Here is a 21,414-nt window from a genome sequence, read left to right as displayed (position 1 = left end):
CCTTAGCCCTTCTGTTTGATTTTCGCCCAGCTATCTTTCAACCCAACGGTACGATTAAACACTAGGTGACCTGGCTTGGAAGCATGACGGTCCGCGCAGAAATAGCCCACTCGCTCAAACTGGAAGCGATCTTCTGGGACAGCATTTGCCAAACTCGGCTCTCCAATGGCGTGGCACACCGTCAAGGAGTCAGGGTTCAGGTGTTCGAGAAAGTCGACATCTTTGTCACGATCTGGCTGTTCAACCGTGAATAAATTGTCATATAAACGCACTTCCATCGGTACACCGTGGGCTGCACTCACCCAGTGAATCACGCCTTTCACCTTTCGGCCTTCAGGATTTTTACCTAGCGTATCGAAATCCACCGAACAGTGCAGCTCCGTCACGTCACCCGCATCGTTCTTAACAACGTCATCACAACGAATCACATAGCTATTACGCAGACGGACTTCTTTGCCAGGCGCTAAACGGAAAAACTTTTTGGGCGCGTCTTCCATGAAGTCTTCTTGGTCAATATATAGCTCGCGACTAAACGGAACCTTACGCACAGCCATATCTTCGCGCGCAGGATGCCCAGGCACGTCATACACTTCTTCATGGTCTTCAGGAACGTTGGTCAGCACCACCTTAAGGGGGTTCAATACGCACATTGCCCGCGGCGCATTGTCCTCAAGATCAGAGCGAATCGCATGCGTTAGCATGGCAATATCCACCAAGCCGCCATCGGCGCGCGTAACACCAATCATCTCACAGAACTTGCGAATGGATGCCGGCGTATAGCCGCGACGACGCATACCTGAAATAGTTGGCATACGCGGATCGTCCCAGCCATCGACAATCTGCTCGTCAACCAGCAGTTTCAGCTTGCGCTTCGAAGTGAGGGTGTAATCCAAATTAAGTCGAGCAAACTCGATTTGGCGCGGCTTGGCGGGAACCGGCAAGTTATTCAAAAACCACTCGTAAAGCGGGCGATGGTCTTCAAACTCCAGCGTACAGATTGAATGGGTAATGCCTTCGATGGCATCTGACTGGCCGTGGGTAAAATCGTACGACGGGTAGATTTTCCACTTGTCACCTGTTTGATGGTGGCTAGCATGGCGAATTCGATAAAGGATCGGGTCACGAAGATTGATATTAGGCGACGCCATATCAATTTTTGCGCGCAGTACTTTTTCACCTTCGCCAAACTCGCCGTTACGCATGCGTTCCAGCAAATCTAGGTTTTCGTCAACGCTGCGCTCGCGGTATGGACTTGGCTTACCCGGTGCCGTGAGTGTGCCACGGTATTCGCGAATTTCATCTGGCGAAAGATCATCAACGTAAGCTTTATCCTCGCGAATAAGATGTTGTGCCCACGCATAAAGCTGGTCGAAATAATCAGAAGCAAAGCGAACTGGGCCTGCCCAGTTAAAGCCTAACCAGCTGACGTCTTCTTTGATAGCGTCGATATACGCCTGCTCTTCCTTCGCGGGGTTGGTGTCGTCAAAGCGCAGATGACAGTCACCACCTAGCTGCTCTGCCAACCCGAAGTTTAAACAGATCGACTTTGCATGACCGATATGTAGAAAGCCATTAGGTTCGGGAGGAAAGCGCGTCACGATTTTGGTGACCTGGCCGCCCTCTATTTCGTCGCGTACTTGGTTGCGAATGAAGTTCGGCGCTGGGGTGGTCTCGTTGGTCATGGTGGTGTTGATAACCTCATGGTGGATGGCGGGCTAGGCAACCAATGCCTAAGCTATTAGGGTTTGCGCTTCGCGGTGCCAAGCAAAACCGCTATTATAACGTGACGCCGATGCACAGCGCCAAGGCGAACGCCTTTATTGAACAGGAATTTATCTATGATCGTATTACAGACCAACCACGGTGACATCACTATTGCGCTTAATCATGAAAAAGCGCCGAAAACTGCCGCCAACTTTGAGCAATATGTCCGCGAAGGTTTTTATGACGGCACTTTGTTTCATCGTGTTATCGATGGTTTTATGGTTCAGGGCGGTGGCTTCGATCAAGATTTTAACCAAAAGCCAACGCGTGATCCGATCGAGAACGAAGCTGACAATGGATTACAAAATACGGTTGGCACACTGGCGATGGCGCGCACTCAAGATCCTCACTCTGCCACAGCACAGTTCTTTATCAACGTTGGTAACAATAGCTTCTTAAATCATAGTGGTAAAAGTCTTCAAGGCTGGGGCTATGCCGTGTTTGGAGAGGTTGTCGACGGCATGGATGTGGTAGACGCCATCCGTGGTGTAAGCACCACACGCCGTGGCATGCACGCTGACGTGCCCGCAGACGATGTCATCATTGAGCGCGCCTATGTAAAAGAAGCCGACTAATTATGGGAGTTCTATGCGCACTCTGCTGATAGCTGATATGCATCTAAGCAGTGATACCCCTGAGATTAATCAGGGGTTTTATCGTTACTTAGAGCACACCGCTACTGGGGCTGATGCCCTGTATATTCTAGGCGACCTGTTTGACGCCTGGATCGGAGATGATCTCCTTGACACACCGCATCCTCTTAGCGACATTGCCTGGGAAGTAATCAAACGGTTACGCAAATTAAGCAGCAACGGAACCGCGATTTATTTCCTGCACGGCAATCGCGACTTTCTGATTGGCGAGCGCTTTATCGGTGAGTGCCAAGCCTCTCTGCTACCCGAAAGCCAAACGGTAGAACTCCAAGGAGTGCCTGTCGTTATTCTACATGGCGATAGCCTTTGCACTAAAGATGATGCTTACATGGCGTTCCGCCAACAGTCGAGAGATTCTCAGTGGCAAACACAAATCCTATCCTTACCCCTTGATCAGCGGTTGGAGCTTGCCAAGAGTCTGCGTATGCAGTCGGGCGATGCCAACGCGAGTAAAGCGGAAGCGATCATGGACGTGACACATGAAGAAGTGGTTGCACTGATGGCGCACTCAGGTGTTACCACCATGATTCATGGTCACACCCATCGGCCAAAGGTACATGACCTGACGGTTGAGGACGTTCCTGCAAAACGTTTTGTTCTCGGTGATTGGGATGCTCACCATGGCTGGGACATCGTCATTGAACGCACAGCAGAACACAGTGCCATGCCTATTCTGCGCCAATTCACCTTAGCCAATCCACCCTAATACCTAACGTTGCACGTGATCTAAAAAGCCGGCCAAAATTAATTTGACCGGCTTTTTTTGGGTTGATAAAAACGCGTTAATTAACGCTCAATCTCCGCATCACTTCGCAGATCATCCACCAAGCCCTGAATGACAGACTGTGCGCGGAGTTGTTCAGCCATTTGAGCTACAAAAGAAGTAAGCTGCTCGTCAACTTCGCCTACGGACACACTATCAAGCGCGATGATAGCAACACCTTCTGGAAGTGACACAGAGCGGTAAACACTATCGCCCTCCTGCGGACGCGGCATACGAAACACCTCTTGCACTACCGCCTGCGGAAGTACACTTTCAGACTGGCGTGAGATATTGTTAGCCTCAAGCCAGTCAATGTCGCTGGCCTCGCCCGCTTCCACTGCCTCGATCATGCGAGAGGCCTCTTGCTCAAGCGCTTCTTGGCGTTGTTGAGCAACAACAGCATTAGCGACTTCGTCACGCACATCGTCTAGCGTGAGTTGAGTCGTTTCGCGATGTTCCGCGACACGCAGCACCAAACGACGATCATCATCCAGCTCGATCACTTCGCTGTTATAGCCTTCCTCTAGCACATCAGCACTAAAGGCCTCATCTAGCACCCCTGGCTCTGAAAGTACGCCTTCACCTTCACCACGTGCTAACCAGTCAGTCTGGTTTAGCGTTAGACCAAGGTCATCCGCAACGCTTTGAAGATCATCGGCAGCAAAACTCTCATCAATTAAGCGCTGAACTTGTTGATTGAACTCATCATTGACTTCACGCAGAGCAACATCTTGTTGAAGTGCCTCACGCTGCTCTTCAAAGGCGGGCGCTACCAGCTCGGTTACCTGAAGGATATGAAATGCTCCATCCATTTCCACCAGTTGAGATGTTTCACCTTCATCTAGAGTAAAAGCAGCTTCATCAAAGGCATCACCAAAGAAACCACGACTAATTACCCCTAAGTCGCCGCCTTCCTCAGCACTCGCCGTGTCATCTGAATAACGCAGTGCTGTATCGGCGAAAGATTCACCACTACTCAAGGCTTCTAAAGCCTCATTAGCGTGCGCTTGCGCTTCTTCACGGCTACGCTCTTCGCCAAACGTCACCATGATATGAGAGACACGTCTATCAGCGTTGCGATTCTGCTCCCGCCACGCATCGCGCAAGCTTTGCTCGTCAACCTCAACATTTTCCGCCATGGTTTGACGGTCAACTAGCACATATTCAACGCGCACCTGCTCAGGACGCTCGAAACGTGCCTGGTTTGCATCGAAGTATTCCTGCATTTGCGCTTCAGTAACATCCGTCTCTACATTTACATCATTGGCATCTAATAAAATATAGCGAAAACTGCGCTGCTGACGCTGCAGCTGAGCTAAGCGCTCCTGCTCGCTTTCCAGGCTAAAGTCGCTAAAAGCAAGGCCTTGCTGCAAGTGCTGGCGCTTGATATCGGCACGCAGCTCTTCACGAAACGCCACTGGGGTATATCCGGCACCGGCAAGACGGTTGCGGAATATCTCAGCCGAAAAACGACCATCTTGATCATGGAACTCTGGCAGACCAACAATCATTTGATCTAGTTGGGCATCGGAGACGAACACACCACCGTCTTCAGCATACTGTGTTAGCAGTTGCTGAGTTATCAGCTGGTCAAGGACATCATTACGAAGCGCCCGCTCTTGCTCTGGTGGTACTTGTCCAGAGCGAAGCGCACGTTGCACCTCAAGCTCAACCTGCTGACGCATGATTGGTTCGCCGTTAACGCTCGCCACTTCATTAGGATCATCGCCAAAGACACTAAACAGCGACTCCACGCCAAAAAGCGCCATGGCAGCCACCATGACACCGATAATTATTTTGGCACCCCAGCTTCTGGAGCCATCTCGAATACTTTGCAGCATGCTAGCCTCAGATCATCACAGCTATCTATCGCCCTAACTATCGGGCCAGAAAAAAACATGGGCGCATCGCGAATGCGATGCGCCCATTAGCTTACAGCAAACGCGAGCCAATTAGTTGACGGCGTCTTTCAGCGCTTTACCGGCTTTGAAGCTGGGGACTTTTGCAGCGCTAATTTCAATCGGCTGGCCGGTCTGCGGATTACGACCAGTACGAGCAGCACGCTCTTTAATTGCGAAAGTACCAAAACCTACCAGTGAAACACTTTCGCCTTTTTTGAGGCTATCGGTGACAGACTCCACCATGGCATCCAATGCGCGGGTTGCCGCTGCTTTAGGAATATCAGCAGATGCGGCAATAGCTTCAATCAGCTCGGACTTATTCACACTTCACCCCTTAACTGTTTCAAAAAAATGGCTCTGAACGGCACTGCCACCGTTAGATACAACTTCAAAGCGTAGCTGTGTTTTATAGCAATGCCTTGAAACTCCTGTCAAGCAACAGTGCCGATAAATGCCCGCAACTCAAGGCCTTGGGCAAAACTATTAAGTAATGTTAAAACTCAACGGAGCATTAACGCTTAATGGGTACTCGTTACGACGGTTGAACTAAAAGCCGGATCGGAACCTTTTAACGAGACGCTCTCGTCAATTGGATCGTTATGAAGCGCTACGGCCAGTACTTCATCTATCCATTGTACAGGGCGAATATCAAGCGCCCCTTTGATATTTTCTGGCACTTCCTTGAGGTCTCGACGATTTTCCTCAGGAATCAAGACCGTCTTTATACCACCGCGACGGGCTGCCAGCAATTTCTCCTTCAGCCCCCCAATAGGCATCACTTCGCCACGTAGGTTCACTTCTCCTGTCATGGCCACATCACAACGCACTGGGCGTTGAGTATAAGCAGAGACAATAGCGGTTACCATGGCGATGCCTGCACTGGGGCCATCTTTAGGTGTAGCACCCTCGGGAACGTGAATGTGTAAGTCTTCATTCTCAAACCGTTGCGGATCAATACCATACTCTTTTGCGCGTGCCTTAACGACCGTTTGCGCTGCGCTCACTGACTCTTTCATAACATCGCCCAGCGAGCCAGTTTTGTTAATACGCCCCTTACCTGGCGTCACAACAGATTCAATATTCAGTAATTCACCGCCAACAGATGTCCACGCTAGCCCCGTCACGCGACCCACTTGATCTTCCTGTTCAGCTAACCCGTAGCTATAACGGCGCACACCTGCATAGGCTTCAATATCTTCAGCTGCCAGCACCTGCTGGGCCTGCAGCTGGCTACCCTGCTTACCACTAGTTGTCTGCTCGGCCTCTAAACGCTCACGCAGCACCTTACGGCATACTTTAGCGATCTGACGCTCTAGCTCTCGCACCCCTGCTTCACGGGTGTAATATCTCACTAGCTCAAGCAGAGCATCATCGTTGAGAGCCAGCTCTTCTGTTTTGAGGCCATTCGCTTCCTGCTGCTTTGGCAACAAATAACGCCTAGCGATCGCTAGCTTTTCATCTTCTGTGTATCCCGGCAATCGAATTATTTCCATACGATCCAACAAAGGACCAGGAATATTCATCGAGTTAGCAGTACAGATAAATAGCGTTTCTGACAGATCGTAGTCCAACTCAAGGTAGTGATCACTAAAGCTGTTGTTTTGCTCGGGATCAAGCACCTCTAGCAGCGCTGACGCAGGGTCACCGCGGTGATCCATACCGAGCTTATCGACTTCATCCAATAAAAACAGTGGGTTTTTAACACCAGCACGACTCATCCGCTGCATTAACTTACCCGGTAACGAGCCTATGTAAGTGCGACGATGTCCGCGAATTTCAGACTCGTCACGCACGCCACCTAACGCAAGGCGAACATATTTACGATTCGTGGCTCGTGCTATAGATTGACCAAGAGAGGTTTTACCCACACCTGGCGGGCCCACCAAGCATAATACAGGCCCTTTCATCTTGCGCACGCGCTTCTGTACCGCAAGATATTCAAGGATGCGCGCCTTTACCTCTTCTAAGCCGTAATGATCCTGATCCAACACTTCCTGAGCTTTCACTAAGTCGTGCTTGACGCGGGTACGCTTCTTCCAAGGGACGGCTATTAGCCAGTCTAGGTAAGAGCGAACCACGGTAGCTTCGGCCGAGTTAGCAGCCATCATTTTTAGCTTACCAAGCTCTTGAGTAGCCTTTTCTGCCGCCTCTTTGGGCATTCCAGATGAAGCAATGGCTTGCTCGTATTTTTCGACCTCATTCGGCACATTATCCAGCTCACCCATCTCTTTCTGGATGGCCTTCATCTGCTCATTGAGGTAATACTCACGCTGGGTCTTTTCCATCTGCTCTTTCACACGCGAGCGGATGCGCTTCTCAACCTGCAGCAAATCAATTTCGGACTCAATCAGCGCCATTAAGTGCTCAATGCGATCGCGTACGCGGTCCATTTCGAGCAACTCTTGCTTGTCACCTATTTTTAATGACAAATGCGCACAGATGGTATCGACCAACCGACTCGGATCCTCAATCCCAGAAAGCGAATTGAGTACCTCGTTAGGCACTTTTTTGGACAGCTTGACGTATTGCTCAAATTGGTTGAGCAGCACACGTACCAGCGCTTCTTGCTCACGACTGGTTAGCGGCTCGCTTTCGCGAGGCACCAAGTAAGCTTGGGTGTAGCCCGTCTCGTGCTCTTCAATATCAATAACATCAGCGCGAAAATTACCTTCAATCAACACTTTTACAGTGCCATCTGGCAATTTCAGCAGTTGCATGATATCGGCCACGGTGCCCATGGCATAAAGATCAGCGTTATCAGGCTCATCCTGGGAGGCCTCGCGCTGAGCCACCAGCAGCACACGTTTGTCGGCCTCCATCGCCGCTTCCAACGCTTGGATGGACTTTTCACGACCAACAAAAAGTGGAATAACCATTTGCGGGTACACGACCACATCCCGCAAAGGCAACAGGGGTAGACATTGTGTCTGATCGGCGTTCTGCTGCATCGCAGACGTTCCTCAAAATCGGATGAGTACTTGAAAGGGTACTTAGCCAAGTACCTCACAGTATGAAAAGCATAGCGCTAGGTGCTGAGCAACTAGGCAAACATTTCATGAGTAACTTATGAATAACAAGGGGTCGCCTAGGCGACCCCTTGGTTTGGCGTAAGCGGTAAAAGCTAGGCCGTGGCGCGCACCTCGGTGCTAACCGTCGGTGCCATCAACACGAGCGTCTTCCTGCTGCGAATAGATCAGTAGTGGCTCACTTTCGCCAGCAATCACTGAACTATCAATCACCACCTTACTAACACCTTCAAGCGAAGGTATCTCGTACATGGTGTCTAGCAGCACAGACTCAAGGATAGATCGTAAACCTCGCGCACCGGTTTTACGCTCCATTGCCTTAGTCGCGACAGCACGCAGCGCTTCGTCTCTAAACTCAAGTGTCACATCTTCCATTTCAAAGAGCTTGGCGTACTGCTTAACCAGCGAGTTTTTAGGCTCAGTTAATATCTGTACCAACGCATCTTCATTTAGCTCAGTGAGCGTCGCAATCACGGGCAGACGTCCAACAAACTCAGGAATCAAACCAAATTTCACTAAATCGTCTGGCTCTACGTCTGCCAATAACTCACCTACACCACGTGAAGACTCTTTGCTCTTCACGCTGGCATTGAAACCAATACCACCTTTTTCAGCACGATCACGAATAACTTTATCAAGCCCCGCAAAAGCGCCACCTACAATAAACAGAATGTTGGCCGTGTTGACCTGAACAAACTCTTGCTGAGGATGTTTACGACCACCCTGCGGCGGCACGGATGCTGTTGTGCCTTCAATCAACTTGAGCAGCGCCTGCTGGACGCCCTCGCCCGACACATCACGCGTGATGGATGGGTTGTCAGACTTGCGCGAAATCTTATCGATTTCATCGATATAGACAATGCCTCGCTCAGCCTTTTCGACGTCGTAATCACACTTCTGCAGAAGCTTTTGGATGATGTTCTCAACATCTTCACCCACATAGCCCGCTTCTGTCAGTGTAGTGGCATCGGCAATGGTAAAAGGTACATTCAATAACCGCGCCATGGTTTCCGCCAACAGTGTTTTACCACTACCAGTAGGACCAATGAGCAGAATATTTGATTTACCTAGTTCTACATCACCTTCGCGCACTTCCGTCTTAAGACGCTTGTAGTGGTTATAAACCGCTACAGATAGCACCATTTTGGCGCGATCTTGTCCGATGACATAGTCGTCTAACGTATGACGTATTTCGCGAGGCGTAGGTAAACGCTCTTCATCGCTCTCGGCATCGGCTTCGAGAACTTCTTCGCGAATGATGTCATTACATAAGTCGACACACTCATCGCAGATATATACGGACGGGCCTGCAATTAGCTTACGTACTTCGTTTTGATTTTTACCACAAAACGAGCAGTATAAAAGCTTGCCACCTTCGTCCTTGCCTTTGCCGTCGGCCATTCGCGTACCTCTATCACTGCGGCGGCTTACGCCGCCGGAAAAGCTCGTTAGAAAAGCAGAATCCTATCACGCTATCAGGATGTAGGCCGCTTATCCAGTACTGCGTCAATCAAGCCATATTCTTGGGCTTTAGTGGCGCTCATAAAGTTGTCACGGTCAGTATCCCGGGCAACAGTATCAAGATCTTGACCAGTATGATGGGCTAAAATCTGGTTCAGTTTTTCACGAATACCTAGAATCTCACGGGTGTGGATTTCGATATCAGACGCTTGACCTTGATAGCCACCCAGCGGCTGGTGAATCATCACACGGGAATTAGGCAAACAATAACGCTTACCTGCTGCACCTGCTGTCAGCAACAATGCACCCATGCTGGCCGCTTGACCGATACATACGGTCGATACATCAGGCTTAATAAACTGCATGGTGTCGTAGATAGACATACCTGCCGTAACAGATCCACCAGGCGAGTTAATGTAAAGATGAATATCTTTATCAGGGTTCTCTGACTCAAGAAACAGCAGCTGCGCCACCACTAAATTCGCCATGTAATCTTCAACTGGTCCAACCAGGAAAATAACACGCTCTTTTAGCAGGCGTGAGTAGATGTCATAGGCTCTTTCCCCTTTGGCGCTCTGCTCAACCACCATGGGCACTAAACCGCCGGCGTTTTGAATATCAAACTCACTCATTCGTGATTCCTTGCGTCCGGTAAGGGAAAGCGCACCCAAACAGGGTGCGCCACGCGATGAAGTTAGGCGCTAGCTTGCTCGCTTTCTTCAACACCTTCATCTTGCTCGGCCTGTTGCTGAGCCGCTGCCAATGCCTGCTGATATGACATTTCGACATCTTTAACGTTCGTCTGCTCCAGCAGCTTATCAACAGCCTTTTCTTCCAGGATGGCAGACTTCACTTGGGTTTTGAGCTGCTCATTACCCATGTAATATTCAACAACCTCGGAAGGATCCTGATACTGCTCTGCCAGCTCTTCAACCTTCGCTTTAATTGCATCATCATCAGCGTCTAACTCATTCGCCTTGATAACCTCGGCCAGCAACAATCCAACCTGGACGCGGCCTTTCGCTTGCGCTTCGAAGAGCTCATTCGGCAGTTGGCTAACGTCAAAGTCCTCACCCAGACCGAACTGCTGAGCTGCCTGGCGCTTCATGCCATCCGTTTCTTGCTGAACAAGCGCGCTGGGCACAGGAATATCATTCGCTTTCTTCAGCGCATCTAACACCTGCTGCTTAACACGGTTATCTACCGCTTGAGCCGCTTCGCGCGTCATGTTCTTTTTGATTTCAGCGCGGAATTTGTCTTCATCGCCATCTTCAACACCAAAGCGCGCAATAAACTCAGCGTCTACGGCCGGCAGCGTTTGGCTGCTGACTTTATGAACGGTAACTTTAAAGCTAGCCTCTTGGCCTGCAAGATGCTCCGCTTGGTAATCTTCAGGGAACGTAACGCTGATGGTTTTCTCATCACCCGCCTTCGTGCCGATCAGCTGCTCTTCAAAGCCTGGAATGAAGCTGTTGGAACCAATAACTAAGGCATGGCCCTCAGCACTACCACCTTCAAACGGCTCGTCTCCCAGGAAACCCTGGAAGTCGATGGTAACTTGATCGCCATCAGCAGCAGCGGCATCTACTTCTTCCCACGCAGCATTTTGCTTACGCAGTGTATCGATCATTTCGTCGACATCAGCATCGTTAACCGTCACTACCGGACGCTCAACCTCGGTGCCTTCGATAGACGCAAGCTCAACCTGCGGATAAATTTCCATAACCGCCACAAACTCTAGGTCTTTGCCAGTTTGGTTTACTTTTGGCTCAATCTGGGGGAAACCGGCAGGATTAAGGCCTTCTTCAGTGATGGCACGCACATAGCGCTCACGCATCACTTCACCTACCACCTCATTGCGCACGCTGTCGCCATAGCGCTGACGAACTACAGCCATCGGCACTCGGCCTTGGCGAAAACCATTCAGGCGAACGTTTTTCGCGGTGTCTATTAAGCGAGCGCTGACGGCCTCGTCGATTTCGGCGGCCGGCACCTGAATAGTGATACGGCGTTCGATCTGGGAGGTCGTCTCGACGGAAACTTGCATGAATTGTCCTCTAGCGGCTGGGCGTTATGTTGATTGCGTAAAATAAGTACAAGGGGGCAATTTTAAGAACCCTAGCGCATCGTGGCAAGCGCCATGCTCGCAAGATGGGGGCATAACCCACAAATACAAGGGTAATCACTAGCAAAACGACCATTTTAGGTCGTTTTTTTGACCACAGTGCGGTCAAAATTAGTTTTAAACGTTAGACAAAGCCTTATAGCCTAATCATCACATCTAAAATAATGGCCTTTAATCGCGCTTTGCCCACCACAAAGAAACAGCATGAAATAACAGTCCACACGTTGCTGCGTGGGAAATAAACACTTGCCAGCTAATCCAGTCAGTGAACAGGCCATGCCAAGCCCCCATTACCAAGACACCCACTAGCAGCATAAATAGTAAACGCTGACATAATTTTGGCAGCGCTCTTCGTGCGTCAACTGACAGCATTTTCCACTGAACAGCGGCAGCACCCGCCACTATGGCTAGCGCAATAAGCAACAACGCTTGGCGTGTTTCATGCCCTTCTACCATGTAACGAGGTATCGCGGCCAACATCACAATGCAAAGTCCGATAGCAACGCTAATACGTTCTGGAGAAAAAGGGACCCGCTGCATAGTTAAGCAACCTTCAGTTGCTGAGACTCAATCCACTCTTCCACCCACGGAATAGCGGCGTCATCTGCCATAAAGGTTTCCATAGCATCTACTTCTAGCCGCTCCCCTAAACGCGTTGCACCATGATCTTCTAATAACGCATCGAGAGCCCTTCCCGCTCCACAGAATGTGTCTCCGTAAGAGCTATCTCCCAGCGCAATCAACCCATAGCGTAACGACGTAAGCGAGGGACTTTTTTCCTGCAGCCCGCGCACAAAAGAAACAAAATTCCCTGGGTAATCCCCACTGCCCGTCGTTGACACACAAAACAGCGTAAGATCTTGGCTATTGGTCAAATCGTCAATTGTCGGCTGCTCAGAAATATCAACGCAGTAGCCAGCCTGCTCAAACAACGGCTTTACTTGCTCTGCGACATCTAGCGCGCCACCGTACATGGTACCGACTAGAATCGTTAGCGTTGGCATGGCTTACTCCTCTGCAATAGTGTCGCACTGTGCTTTGTTCAGTCGACAAATACCCGATGAATTTGGTCAAATATTAACACGACTCGCAAAAACGACACACGCCTTCTCATGAGGCGACTATCAATCATTTAATAGGAAATCTTATGCAGCAGCTCTTTGAAGCATGGATAACACCCATCATGGTCGGTGGCTTAATCGTGTTTATGTGCTTTATTATTTGGGACTTAGCTAAGAAATCCAACGCAGGGAAGTTTGGTACGATCATGCTTTTTGTCGTTTTGGGTGCTGGCATGCTGGGTTATATCATTAAGGTAGTGATCACCTGGTTAATCGAAGGACGCGGACTTTAGTCCAAAAATTAAAAAGGAGCACCAAAAGGTACTCCTTTTCATTTACTACCATCCAGCGCTTCAGCTCAACGCAACTGCTCGACTCACGTCCACACCGCACAGTACGTTTATATTACTGACTTACATTAGCTACTTGTATAGCGCTCCACCTGCTGCTTTAGCTTTTGGCCGGGACGAAAAGTAACTACGCGTCGGGCAGAAATGGGTATCTCTTCACCTGTTTTGGGGTTACGCCCCGGTCTTTCGCGCTTATCACGCAAATCGAAATTGCCGAAACCCGATAGCTTAACCTGCTCATTTTCGCGCAGGCAGGCACGGATCTCTTCAAAAAAAGCCTCAACCATGGCTTTTGCTTCTCGCTTCGACAGCGCGAGCTCAGTGTGTAAATGTTCTGCTAGCTCTGCTTTGGTCAACGCACCCATAAGGCCCCCTCCATGTAGCAAACGCATTGCCAAGAACGTGATAAGCGTCGTGTCATGGCATTATTTAATTATTCACGTGACTATTCACAAATCCTATCTATCAATCCTATCCACGTAGCTCAGCATCCAATTCTGCTCGCACTTGCGATACAATTGAATCCACCAACAGGTTGATTTCATCATCATTTAGCGTGCGCGATGCATGCTGCCACGTCAAGCCCAACGCAATACTCTTGTAACCATCAGCCACGCCCTTACCAGCATAGACATCAAATAGCTTAATGTCTTTTAAGTAATTGCCAGCTTGTGCTTTTGCACAATCAAGTAACGCCTGAACCGGTATCTCTGCCTTAACAGTGAAGGCTAAGTCGCGACGGACTTCTGGATAACGTGACAGCGGCTCAAAGGCTGGGATGAGACCCTCGCTAAGCGCATCTAAGCGAACCTCAAACATGACGGCATCCACTTTCAGCCCGAGCTTGGCTCGCACCTGAGGATGTAAGGTGCCAAGCCAACCGGCAGGCTTACCGTTATGCAACAGCTTTGCTGTTTGCCCAGGATGTAATGAAGGATGCTCACCTGGCTCAAAGCGCCATGCGTCAAGCGCGCCACCAAGCGCTAGCAGGCTTTCTAAATCCCCTTTGAGATCGTAGAAATCGACCTGGGCTTTAACACCATTCCAACCCTCAGCTTCACGAGCTCCGCACGCCAGCGCCCCCATCATTGGGATCTGCGAGAGGTTGTCCAAATGGCCGTTAAATACCAATCCGGTTTCAAACAGTCTGACACGAGTTTGCTGGCGGTTGAGGTTGTGCTCAAGCGCACGCACTAAGCCGGGGAACAAACTAGCCCGCATCACCGACAGATCTGACGAAATCGGGTTCGCCAACACAGGCGAAACGACATCTGGCAACATCACCGCCTGCAGATCAGGTGCCACAAAACTATAAGTTATCGCTTCCTGAAAACCGCGAGCTACCATTTGGTTACGCAGCTGAGCTTGGGTTAGCACCGCCTCGTTAGCCGGACGTAGCGCCAAACGCGCCGCAGGGCGTCGTACAGGCAGGTTGTTGTAACCATGGACCCGAGCAATTTCTTCTATGAGATCTTCTTCGATCGCCACGTCAAAACGCCAGCTTGGCGCTGTGACTAACCAACCATCTGACTGTTTAACAACCGCAAGCCCTAAACGCTGCAGAATATCAGTTACATCTTCAACGGGCAGCCGCTTCGACAGCGCACTCTCTAAACGCGCCTCGCGCAATATAATATTACGGGGTGCTGGCAGGTGTTCACCACTAGACGACTCAGTAACAGGGCCAGCCTGGCCGCCGCATATCTCTATCAGAAGCTGAGTGGCACGTTCAATGGCCACACTGGCAAGCTCTGGATCAACGCCACGTTCAAAACGATGTGATGCATCCGTATGTAGGCCGTAAGAACGCGCCTGCCCTGCAATAGCCAGCGGTGTAAAATAGGCAGATTCCAAGAAAATCGTATCGGTCTTCTCACTTACCCCTGACTTTTCGCCCCCCATAACGCCTGCCATTGCTAGAGGACCTTGATCATCCGCAATCACCAGTGTTTCAGGTCTTAGCGCTACTTCCTGACCGTCCAATAAAGTCAAACGCTCTTCTTTACGCGCCAAGCGAACGATAATACCGCCGCGGAGATTGTCGCGATCAAACGCATGCAATGGCTGACCTAGTTCTAGCATCACGTAATTAGTCACATCAACGACGGGATCAATAGAACGAACACCACTACGCCGGAGACGCTCCACCATCCAAAGCGGGGTTTCTACGCTAACATCTACCCCCTTAATAATGCGACCCATGTAGCGCGGGCATTGCTCCGGCGCTTCAATACGTACTGAAAAAGTATCATCAATACTGGCCTCGATAACCGCAATTTCAGGCCCGCTCACTGGAAGACGATTGAGCACACCCACTTCTCGCGCCAACCCCTTGATACTTAGACAGTCACCACGATTCGGCGTAAGGTCAACTTCAATGGTCATGTCATCGAGCTGCATATACTCTCGAAAACTTATACCTACCGGCGCGGAAACTGGCAGCACAAAAATACCGGGAGACGTCTCTTCCTCAAGGCCTAACTCTGAGGCCGAGCAAATCATTCCGCGAGACTCAACACCCCGCAATTTGGCTTTTTTAATCTTAAAGTCGCCCGGCAGCACTCCCCCCACCTGAGCAAACGGAATTTTTTGACCAACATCAACGTTGGCAGCGCCACAAACAACCTGAACAGGCTCGCCGGTACCATCATTAACAGTACATACGTTGAGCTTATCAGCATCTGGATGCTTTTCTTTAGTCAGCACCTCTGCAACCACCACGCCACTAAACGCGGACGCAACAGCCTCGATAGCATCGACCTCAAGGCCTGCCATGGTAATTTGATCGGCAATTGCCTGTGTATCAAGCTGCGGAGCCACCCAGTCACGCAGCCACTGTTCTGAAAATTTCATATTGATTCCCGTCGTTGGCAGCGGTCTTAGGTAAATTGGCGAAGAAAACGCAGGTCGTTCTCAAAGAACAAACGCAGGTCATTGACACCGTAGCGCAGCATTGCAAGTCGTTCGGCACCCATACCAAACGCAAACCCTGTGTAGCGCTCAGCATCAATACCTGAATGCCGGAACACCTCAGGATGCACCATTCCACACCCCATAACCTCCAACCAGCCGCTATGCGAGCAAACCCGACAACCATCACCGCTACACATCACGCACTGAATATCGACCTCTGCGGAGGGCTCAGTGAATGGAAAGTAAGAGGGGCGGAAGCGAACTGAAAGATCATCTCGTTCAAAAAACGCCTGAAGAAAGTCTTCAATAGTGCCCTTAAGATCTGCAAAGCTCACACCTTCGTCGACCAACAGACCTTCCACCTGGTGGAACATTGGGGTGTGGGTGAGATCTGAATCACTACGGTAGACACGACCGGGACAAACGATACGGATCGGCGGCTCGCTACTTTTCATGGTACGCACTTGAACTGGCGACGTGTGAGTACGCAATAAGCGTGTAGCATCGAAATAGAAGGTGTCTGCCATACCCCGCGCAGGGTGATGAGCCGGTATATTTAACGCCTCAAAATTATGATAATCATCTTCAATTTCTGGCCCTACAGCCACATCGTAGCCAATCCTGGTAAACAAGCCTTCGATACGCTCAAGCGTTCGAGTGACGGGATGTAGGCCACCACTTTCTTGACCGCGACCAGGCAGAGTCACGTCAATTTTTTCAGCCGCCAAGCGAGCGTTAAGCGCTTCGCTTTCAAGCTGCTGACGCTTTGTATCAATTTCAGCTGCCAGGGTCTGTTTCGCCTGATTAATTTGCTCACCAGCGGCAGGACGCTCTTCTGCTGATAGCTTTCCTAAGCCTTTCAACAAGGCCGTCACTTCGCCTTTTTTACCCAAGTAACGTACGCGCAACTCATCTAGAGCAGAGACACTTTGCGCCGCATGAATAGCATCGCGAGCCTCTGACACCAGAGTAGGAAGATGGTCCATCCGATTCACTCCGAATTAAGCGGTTTCCATCTCTAAAGATGGCTGGCATGTTGAAGGTGACAAAAAAACAGGGGAAGAGCGGCTGCTCTTCCCCTGCATGGGTCACACTGAAATGACCTCTGTCACGTCACACTGATTTAACTCAGTGCAATGTGATTTATTGGGCAGCCTTGGCTTTTTCCACGATAGCCGCAAATGCAGCTTTCTCGTGTACTGCCAGGTCGGCCAATACTTTACGGTCAATTTCAATACCGGCTTTCTTCAGACCGCCAACAAAGCGGCTGTAAGACATGCCATTGATGCGCGCACCAGCGTTAATACGCTGAATCCACAGAGCGCGGAATTGACGCTTGCGGTTGCGACGGTCACGGTAAGCATACTGACCGGCTTTGATGACAGCCTGCTTGGCTACGCGGAAAACACGCGAACGGGCTCCGTAATAACCTTTGGCCTGCTTCAATACTTTTTTATGGCGACGACGGGCAACTACGCCACGCTTAACACGGGTCATAACACACTCCTGACTTTATGACTGAGGCTAAATGCACTCAGATAAGAAAATTCGACCTTACAGGTTCGGCAGCATGCGCTGGATCAACGCTTTGTCAGAAGCATGGATCTGCTTCATGCCACGTAGCTGACGCTTACGCTTGGTCGACTTCTTAGTCAAGATGTGGCTACGGAAAGACTGCTTGTGCTTGAAGCCATTAGCGGTCTTTTTAAAGCGCTTGGCAGCGCCGCTGTTGCTTTTGATTTTCGGCATGAGAAAACTCCGCTCGATATTTTTTAGAAAACCCAGGGCCAATCAGCGCTTTCACGCTGACCCGTTAACTTCGCCGTTGGATCACTTCTTCTTCGGGGCAATAATCATGATCATCTGGCGTCCTTCCATTTTCGGGAAAGACTCTACCGCTCCGATCTCTTCCAGGTCTGCCGCGATCCGTTCCATTAGCTTACGGCCAATATCCTGGTGCGCCATTTCACGACCACGGAAGCGCAATGTGACTTTGCCCTTATCACCACCTTCTAAAAAGCGCGTCAGGTTTTTAAGCTTAACCTGATAATCGCCTTCATCAGTGCCAGGACGGAATTTAACTTCCTTAACCTGGATTTGCTTCTGCTTTTTCTTTTGAGCCGCTTTCTGCTTCTTCGTCTCAAAAACAAATTTGCCGTAATCCATAATCTTACAAACGATTGGATCGGCATTCGAAATTTGTACGAGGTCTAAACCGGCAGCTTCTGCACGCTCCAATGCTTCGGTGGTGGGCACAACACCCAACTGCTCACCTTCAGCATCAATTAAACGTACTTCTTCTTCGGTAATTCTCTCGTTCATTGGTGGGCGTTTGTCTTGTGGACGCCCGCGCTGATTGCTTCGCTTGATTGCTCCGTCTCCTTAGGCAATTGACGATGTCGCCAGGGCTGCTCGCTCAACACTACAACGTTCGATGAACTCATCGACAGTCATTGTACCGAGGTTTTCGCCGCTGCGAGTTCGCACGGCCACTGAGTCAGCTTCGACTTCCTTATCTCCCACCACAAGGAGATAGGGAACTTTCTGTAACGTGTGCTCACGGATTTTAAAGCCGATCTTCTCGTTCCTCAAGTCCGCTTTGACTCGTAAGCCATTTTTTTGCAGCCGTTGTTCCAAATCGAGCGCATAATCACGCTGTGCATCAGTAATGGTCATCAATACTGCCTGCTGAGGTGCCAACCATAGCGGCATCGCACCAGCATAATGCTCAATTAGGATTCCCAAAAACCGCTCAAAAGAACCTAAGATAGCACGATGAAGCATCACAGGAGTCTTACGTGTTCCATCTTCATCAACATACTGCGCGCCTAAACGCCCTGGCAAATTGAAATCTAGTTGTAGAGTACCACATTGCCAAACACGATTCAGGCAATCACGCAGAGCAAACTCAATTTTCGGGCCATAAAAAGCCCCCTCTCCCGGCTGAAGCTCCCAATCAAGCCCCGTCGCATTGAGCGCAGCTTCAAGCCCCTGCTCTGCTCGATCCCACATCTCTGCTTCACCAAGAAAGTCCTCAGGTCGAGTTGAAAGCTTGAGCTCAACATCTTCAAAACCAAGTGTTTTGTAAACCTGCAATGTAAGCGCAATGAATGCTTCTGCTTCGGCCTGAATTTGGCTTTCTGTACAAAAAATATGCGCATCATCTTGAGTAAAGCCACGGACACGCATCAGACCATGCAAAGAACCGGAAGGTTCATTTCGGTGGCAACTTCCAAATTCTGCTAGGCGCAAAGGTAAATCGCGGTAACTTTTCAATCCCTGATTAAATACCTGTACGTGGCAGGGACAATTCATAGGTTTAACGGCGTACTCACGTTTTTCTGACTCAGTGGTAAACATGAGTTCACTATAGTGCCCCCAGTGACCCGATTTCTTCCACAATGAAAGATCCACCACTTGCGGCGTTTTAATTTCTTGATAACCATGCGTTCGCTGAATTTTTCGCATGTAGTCTTCCAATGCCTGATACATTGTCCAGCCATTGGGGTGCCAAAAAACCATACCTGGCGCTTCTTCTTGCAAGTGGAAAAGATCCATTTTGCGGGCCAACTTGCGATGATCTCGTTTTTCGGCCTCTTCCAAACGCTTCAAGTAAGCCTTGAGCTGCTTCTTATCGCCCCACGCGGTACCGTAAATACGTGTCAGCATGGGATTTGAGGCATCTCCACGCCAATAGGCACCAGCAAGCTTGGTCAGCTTGAAAGCTTTCAGGTGACGCGTATTCGGCACGTGCGGTCCACGGCACATGTCCGTGTACTCTTCGTGATGATACAAACGTATTGTTGCACCCTCAGGTATATCGCGGACAATTTCCTGCTTGAACGTTTCGCCACGCTCAATAAATGTTTTCATCGCCTCGTCGCGATCAACGTACTCACGCACGACATCGTAATCACGCTCAATGAGCGATTGCATGCGCTTCTCAATGGCCTCTAGATCATCAGGCGTTACTGACTTGCCGAAATCAATATCGTAATAAAAACCATCGTCAATCACTGGCCCAATGGCCATTTTGGCATCAGGATATAGCTGCTTAACCGCATGCCCGACTAGGTGAGCACACGAATGACGTATAATTTCAAGACCTTCTGGATCACGGGCGGTGATTATCGCTATTTCAGCATCTTGCTCGATCAAATCAGCAGCATCGACCAATACACCATCAATCTTGCCAGCGACACAGGCCTTGGCCAAACCAGGGCCAATCGATTCTGCAAGCTGCATAATAGAAAGTGGTGCTTCGAACGTTCTTTGGCTGCCATCAGGCAATGTTACTATGGGCATTAAGATATTCCTTGAGCGCAGTGGTGATCCATACCAAGGATCACATTTCGCTATCAATGGTCGAGAGTAATGAGTGTTTCTGAAGGGATGCTCAGCCTACCAGAATTTAGCAAGCCGTAAAATAAAACGGGAGGCATAAGCCTCCCGTTCCGTACGTAAAGGGGATTAGTTAGCGGCACAATGGCCCACCCCTCTTAATGCAAACTGATGCGTAGCTTAGTTCCACTCATCCAGTTCTACACGACGGTTCTGTGCACGGCCTTCATTAGTATCGTTGCTAGCTACTGGACGCTCTTCACCGTAGCCAATAGCACGCATACGATTAGCACCTACGCCACGCTGGGCAAGGTAAGCAGCAACAGACTCTGCACGGCGCTGAGACAAGTTCTTGTTGTACTGATCCGATCCACGAGAGTCAGTGTGACCTTCGATGCTTACGCGCACGTTCGGGTTGTTAACCAAACGCTCAGCTACACCATTCAATACATTTTGTGCGCCCGGCGTCAGCTGTGCAGAATCAAACTCAAAATTAACATCACGCAGCACTAAACTTTCAGGGCAACCCAGTGAGTTAACTTCAACACCTGCAGGTGTGTTAGGACACTGATCACGATAATCCGGCACGCCATCATTATCAGAATCCAGCGGGCAACCATTGGCATCAACAGATACGCCAGCGGGAGTTCCTGGGCACTGGTCACGATAATCCGGCACACCGTCACCATCGGAGTCCAGCGGGCAACCTTCAGCATCAACAGCAACGCCGGCGGGTACTTCACCATAGCTTGGGCACTGAGGTGCTACCGGCTCAGGCGTACGATCTGCACATAGCAAACCGCCGATCGCCGCACCAGCTGTTGCGCCAATAGCGGTATTTTCATCTTCGTCGGAATTGCCGCTAGTAGCGTAAGCGATACTGCCGCCGATGACACTGCCGGCCAAGCCGCAAACGAAGGGATGTTGATACCAATCGCGGTCGCTACTTGCGCTGGTTTGGCCAGATGATTGTGATGCTGAGCTGGCACAGCCTGATAAACCCACTACCAGTGCAGAACCGATTAGCAAGCCAGTCGTTGATTTTTTCATGCAAGA

At 50.1% G+C, this 21,414-nt stretch carries 21 protein-coding genes; 4 read left to right on the top strand and 17 right to left on the bottom strand.

The window, feature by feature from the left end; genetic code table 11:
- Positions 1–2: 2 nt before the first annotated feature.
- Entirely contained in the window at positions 3–1,682 is a 1,680-nt protein-coding gene (locus B6A39_RS08470; protein WP_083003895.1) for a glutamine--tRNA ligase/YqeY domain fusion protein, read from the bottom strand.
- 44 nt (positions 1,683–1,726) lie between these two features.
- On the opposite strand from B6A39_RS08470, the gene B6A39_RS19050 reads away from it, so the two are divergent.
- From B6A39_RS19050 to B6A39_RS08460, 3 genes are read left to right on the top strand one after another with little or no spacing between them, the layout of a single operon-like run.
- Positions 1,727–1,867 carry a hypothetical protein gene (locus tag B6A39_RS19050; RefSeq protein ID WP_232318762.1) on the top strand — a complete coding sequence of 47 codons (141 nt, stop codon included), beginning with the start codon at positions 1,727–1,729 and terminating at the stop codon, positions 1,865–1,867.
- A complete protein-coding gene (locus B6A39_RS08465; protein WP_083003892.1) occupies positions 1,839–2,339 on the top strand; it encodes a peptidylprolyl isomerase in 501 nt (166 codons plus the stop codon). Before B6A39_RS19050 ends, B6A39_RS08465 begins: the two co-directional genes overlap by 29 nt.
- Positions 2,340–2,352: 13 nt before the next feature.
- Complete coding sequence (locus B6A39_RS08460; protein WP_083003889.1) at positions 2,353–3,123, top strand: UDP-2,3-diacylglucosamine diphosphatase; 771 nt, start codon at positions 2,353–2,355, stop codon at positions 3,121–3,123.
- Positions 3,124–3,203: 80 nt separating this feature from the next.
- Here B6A39_RS08460 and B6A39_RS08455 read toward each other — a convergent pair whose 3' ends face one another.
- From B6A39_RS08455 to B6A39_RS08420, 8 genes are all read right to left on the bottom strand, one after another.
- Entirely contained in the window at positions 3,204–5,021 is a 1,818-nt protein-coding gene (locus tag B6A39_RS08455; protein WP_083003884.1) for a SurA N-terminal domain-containing protein, read from the bottom strand.
- Between the two features lie 111 nt (positions 5,022–5,132).
- Positions 5,133–5,405 (bottom strand): HU family DNA-binding protein, encoded by a 273-nt coding sequence (locus B6A39_RS08450; RefSeq protein ID WP_009724302.1) that lies wholly within the window; start codon positions 5,403–5,405, stop codon positions 5,133–5,135.
- A 194-nt stretch (positions 5,406–5,599) separates the two neighbouring features.
- A complete protein-coding gene (gene lon / locus B6A39_RS08445; protein WP_083003880.1) occupies positions 5,600–8,029 on the bottom strand; it encodes an endopeptidase La in 2,430 nt (809 codons plus the stop codon).
- Positions 8,030–8,227: 198 nt separating this feature from the next.
- Positions 8,228–9,508, bottom strand: a complete 1,281-nt coding sequence (clpX, locus tag B6A39_RS08440) for an ATP-dependent Clp protease ATP-binding subunit ClpX (protein WP_083003875.1) — start codon at positions 9,506–9,508, stop codon at positions 8,228–8,230.
- 74 nt (positions 9,509–9,582) lie between these two features.
- Positions 9,583–10,200 (bottom strand): ATP-dependent Clp endopeptidase proteolytic subunit ClpP, encoded by a 618-nt coding sequence (gene clpP, locus B6A39_RS08435; RefSeq protein ID WP_030073154.1) that lies wholly within the window; start codon positions 10,198–10,200, stop codon positions 9,583–9,585.
- Between the two features lie 62 nt (positions 10,201–10,262).
- Positions 10,263–11,615, bottom strand: a complete 1,353-nt coding sequence (tig, locus tag B6A39_RS08430) for a trigger factor (protein WP_083003872.1) — start codon at positions 11,613–11,615, stop codon at positions 10,263–10,265.
- Between the two features lie 249 nt (positions 11,616–11,864).
- Positions 11,865–12,233 (bottom strand): hypothetical protein, encoded by a 369-nt coding sequence (locus tag B6A39_RS08425; protein ID WP_083003868.1) that lies wholly within the window; start codon positions 12,231–12,233, stop codon positions 11,865–11,867.
- Between the two features lie 2 nt (positions 12,234–12,235).
- A complete protein-coding gene (locus tag B6A39_RS08420) occupies positions 12,236–12,697 on the bottom strand; it encodes a flavodoxin domain-containing protein (RefSeq protein ID WP_083003865.1) in 462 nt (153 codons plus the stop codon).
- A 143-nt stretch (positions 12,698–12,840) separates the two neighbouring features.
- Between B6A39_RS08420 and B6A39_RS08415 the strand changes: the two genes are divergently transcribed.
- Complete coding sequence (locus tag B6A39_RS08415; RefSeq protein ID WP_009724295.1) at positions 12,841–13,047, top strand: DUF2788 domain-containing protein; 207 nt, start codon at positions 12,841–12,843, stop codon at positions 13,045–13,047.
- Positions 13,048–13,172: 125 nt separating this feature from the next.
- Here the strand turns inward: B6A39_RS08415 and B6A39_RS08410 are convergent, their stop codons facing one another.
- From B6A39_RS08410 to B6A39_RS08375, 8 genes are all read right to left on the bottom strand, one after another.
- Positions 13,173–13,469 (bottom strand): integration host factor subunit alpha, encoded by a 297-nt coding sequence (locus tag B6A39_RS08410; RefSeq protein ID WP_009724294.1) that lies wholly within the window; start codon positions 13,467–13,469, stop codon positions 13,173–13,175.
- A gap of 106 nt (positions 13,470–13,575) precedes the next feature.
- Positions 13,576–15,957, bottom strand: a complete 2,382-nt coding sequence (pheT, locus tag B6A39_RS08405; protein ID WP_083003861.1) for a phenylalanine--tRNA ligase subunit beta — start codon at positions 15,955–15,957, stop codon at positions 13,576–13,578.
- A gap of 26 nt (positions 15,958–15,983) precedes the next feature.
- Positions 15,984–17,003 carry a phenylalanine--tRNA ligase subunit alpha gene (pheS, locus tag B6A39_RS08400; RefSeq protein WP_083003858.1) on the bottom strand — a complete coding sequence of 340 codons (1,020 nt, stop codon included), beginning with the start codon at positions 17,001–17,003 and terminating at the stop codon, positions 15,984–15,986.
- Between the two features lie 157 nt (positions 17,004–17,160).
- The gene (gene rplT / locus B6A39_RS08395; protein ID WP_009097607.1) at positions 17,161–17,514 is read right to left on the bottom strand and encodes a 50S ribosomal protein L20; all 354 of its coding nucleotides are present in this window, start codon (positions 17,512–17,514) and stop codon (positions 17,161–17,163) included.
- 57 nt (positions 17,515–17,571) lie between these two features.
- A complete protein-coding gene (gene rpmI / locus B6A39_RS08390) occupies positions 17,572–17,766 on the bottom strand; it encodes a 50S ribosomal protein L35 (RefSeq protein WP_009724291.1) in 195 nt (64 codons plus the stop codon).
- Positions 17,767–17,847: 81 nt separating this feature from the next.
- Positions 17,848–18,387, bottom strand: coding sequence for a translation initiation factor IF-3 (infC, locus tag B6A39_RS08385; protein WP_083003855.1), 540 nt, complete (start codon positions 18,385–18,387; stop codon positions 17,848–17,850).
- A 12-nt stretch (positions 18,388–18,399) separates the two neighbouring features.
- On the bottom strand, positions 18,400–20,322 hold the full coding sequence (gene thrS, locus B6A39_RS08380) for a threonine--tRNA ligase (protein ID WP_083003852.1): 1,923 nt from the start codon (positions 20,320–20,322) through the stop codon (positions 18,400–18,402).
- A 216-nt stretch (positions 20,323–20,538) separates the two neighbouring features.
- On the bottom strand, positions 20,539–21,408 hold the full coding sequence (locus tag B6A39_RS08375; protein WP_083003849.1) for an OmpA family protein: 870 nt from the start codon (positions 21,406–21,408) through the stop codon (positions 20,539–20,541).
- Positions 21,409–21,414: the final 6 nt, after the last annotated feature.

This window comes from Halomonas sp. GT (genome assembly GCF_002082565.1).
In the GTDB taxonomy this organism is placed as follows: Bacteria; Pseudomonadota; Gammaproteobacteria; order Pseudomonadales; family Halomonadaceae; genus Vreelandella.
This window is presented reverse-complemented; position numbering and strand designations above follow the sequence as displayed.

What these genes read in the sequence shown, in the direction of transcription:
- B6A39_RS08465 (WP_083003892.1), top strand. Translation starts at nt 1,839, where the DNA reads ATGATCGTATTACAGACCAACCACGGTGACATCACTATTGCGCTTAAT.
- tig (WP_083003872.1), bottom strand. Translation starts at nt 11,615, where the DNA reads ATGCAAGTTTCCGTCGAGACGACCTCCCAGATCGAACGCCGTATCACT.
- B6A39_RS08455 (WP_083003884.1), bottom strand. Translation starts at nt 5,021, where the DNA reads ATGCTGCAAAGTATTCGAGATGGCTCCAGAAGCTGGGGTGCCAAAATA.
- rplT (WP_009097607.1), bottom strand. Translation starts at nt 17,514, where the DNA reads ATGACCCGTGTTAAGCGTGGCGTAGTTGCCCGTCGTCGCCATAAAAAA.
- B6A39_RS08460 (WP_083003889.1), top strand. Translation starts at nt 2,353, where the DNA reads ATGCGCACTCTGCTGATAGCTGATATGCATCTAAGCAGTGATACCCCT.
- clpX (WP_083003875.1), bottom strand. Translation starts at nt 9,508, where the DNA reads ATGGCCGACGGCAAAGGCAAGGACGAAGGTGGCAAGCTTTTATACTGC.
- pheS (WP_083003858.1), bottom strand. Translation starts at nt 17,003, where the DNA reads ATGGACCATCTTCCTACTCTGGTGTCAGAGGCTCGCGATGCTATTCAT.
- B6A39_RS19050 (WP_232318762.1), top strand. Translation starts at nt 1,727, where the DNA reads ATGCCTAAGCTATTAGGGTTTGCGCTTCGCGGTGCCAAGCAAAACCGC.
- B6A39_RS08470 (WP_083003895.1), bottom strand. Translation starts at nt 1,682, where the DNA reads ATGACCAACGAGACCACCCCAGCGCCGAACTTCATTCGCAACCAAGTA.
- B6A39_RS08375 (WP_083003849.1), bottom strand. Translation starts at nt 21,408, where the DNA reads ATGAAAAAATCAACGACTGGCTTGCTAATCGGTTCTGCACTGGTAGTG.
- lon (WP_083003880.1), bottom strand. Translation starts at nt 8,029, where the DNA reads ATGCAGCAGAACGCCGATCAGACACAATGTCTACCCCTGTTGCCTTTG.
- pheT (WP_083003861.1), bottom strand. Translation starts at nt 15,957, where the DNA reads ATGAAATTTTCAGAACAGTGGCTGCGTGACTGGGTGGCTCCGCAGCTT.
- clpP (WP_030073154.1), bottom strand. Translation starts at nt 10,200, where the DNA reads ATGAGTGAGTTTGATATTCAAAACGCCGGCGGTTTAGTGCCCATGGTG.
- B6A39_RS08415 (WP_009724295.1), top strand. Translation starts at nt 12,841, where the DNA reads ATGCAGCAGCTCTTTGAAGCATGGATAACACCCATCATGGTCGGTGGC.
- B6A39_RS08420 (WP_083003865.1), bottom strand. Translation starts at nt 12,697, where the DNA reads ATGCCAACGCTAACGATTCTAGTCGGTACCATGTACGGTGGCGCGCTA.
- thrS (WP_083003852.1), bottom strand. Translation starts at nt 20,322, where the DNA reads ATGCCCATAGTAACATTGCCTGATGGCAGCCAAAGAACGTTCGAAGCA.
- B6A39_RS08425 (WP_083003868.1), bottom strand. Translation starts at nt 12,233, where the DNA reads ATGCAGCGGGTCCCTTTTTCTCCAGAACGTATTAGCGTTGCTATCGGA.
- rpmI (WP_009724291.1), bottom strand. Translation starts at nt 17,766, where the DNA reads ATGCCGAAAATCAAAAGCAACAGCGGCGCTGCCAAGCGCTTTAAAAAG.
- B6A39_RS08410 (WP_009724294.1), bottom strand. Translation starts at nt 13,469, where the DNA reads ATGGGTGCGTTGACCAAAGCAGAGCTAGCAGAACATTTACACACTGAG.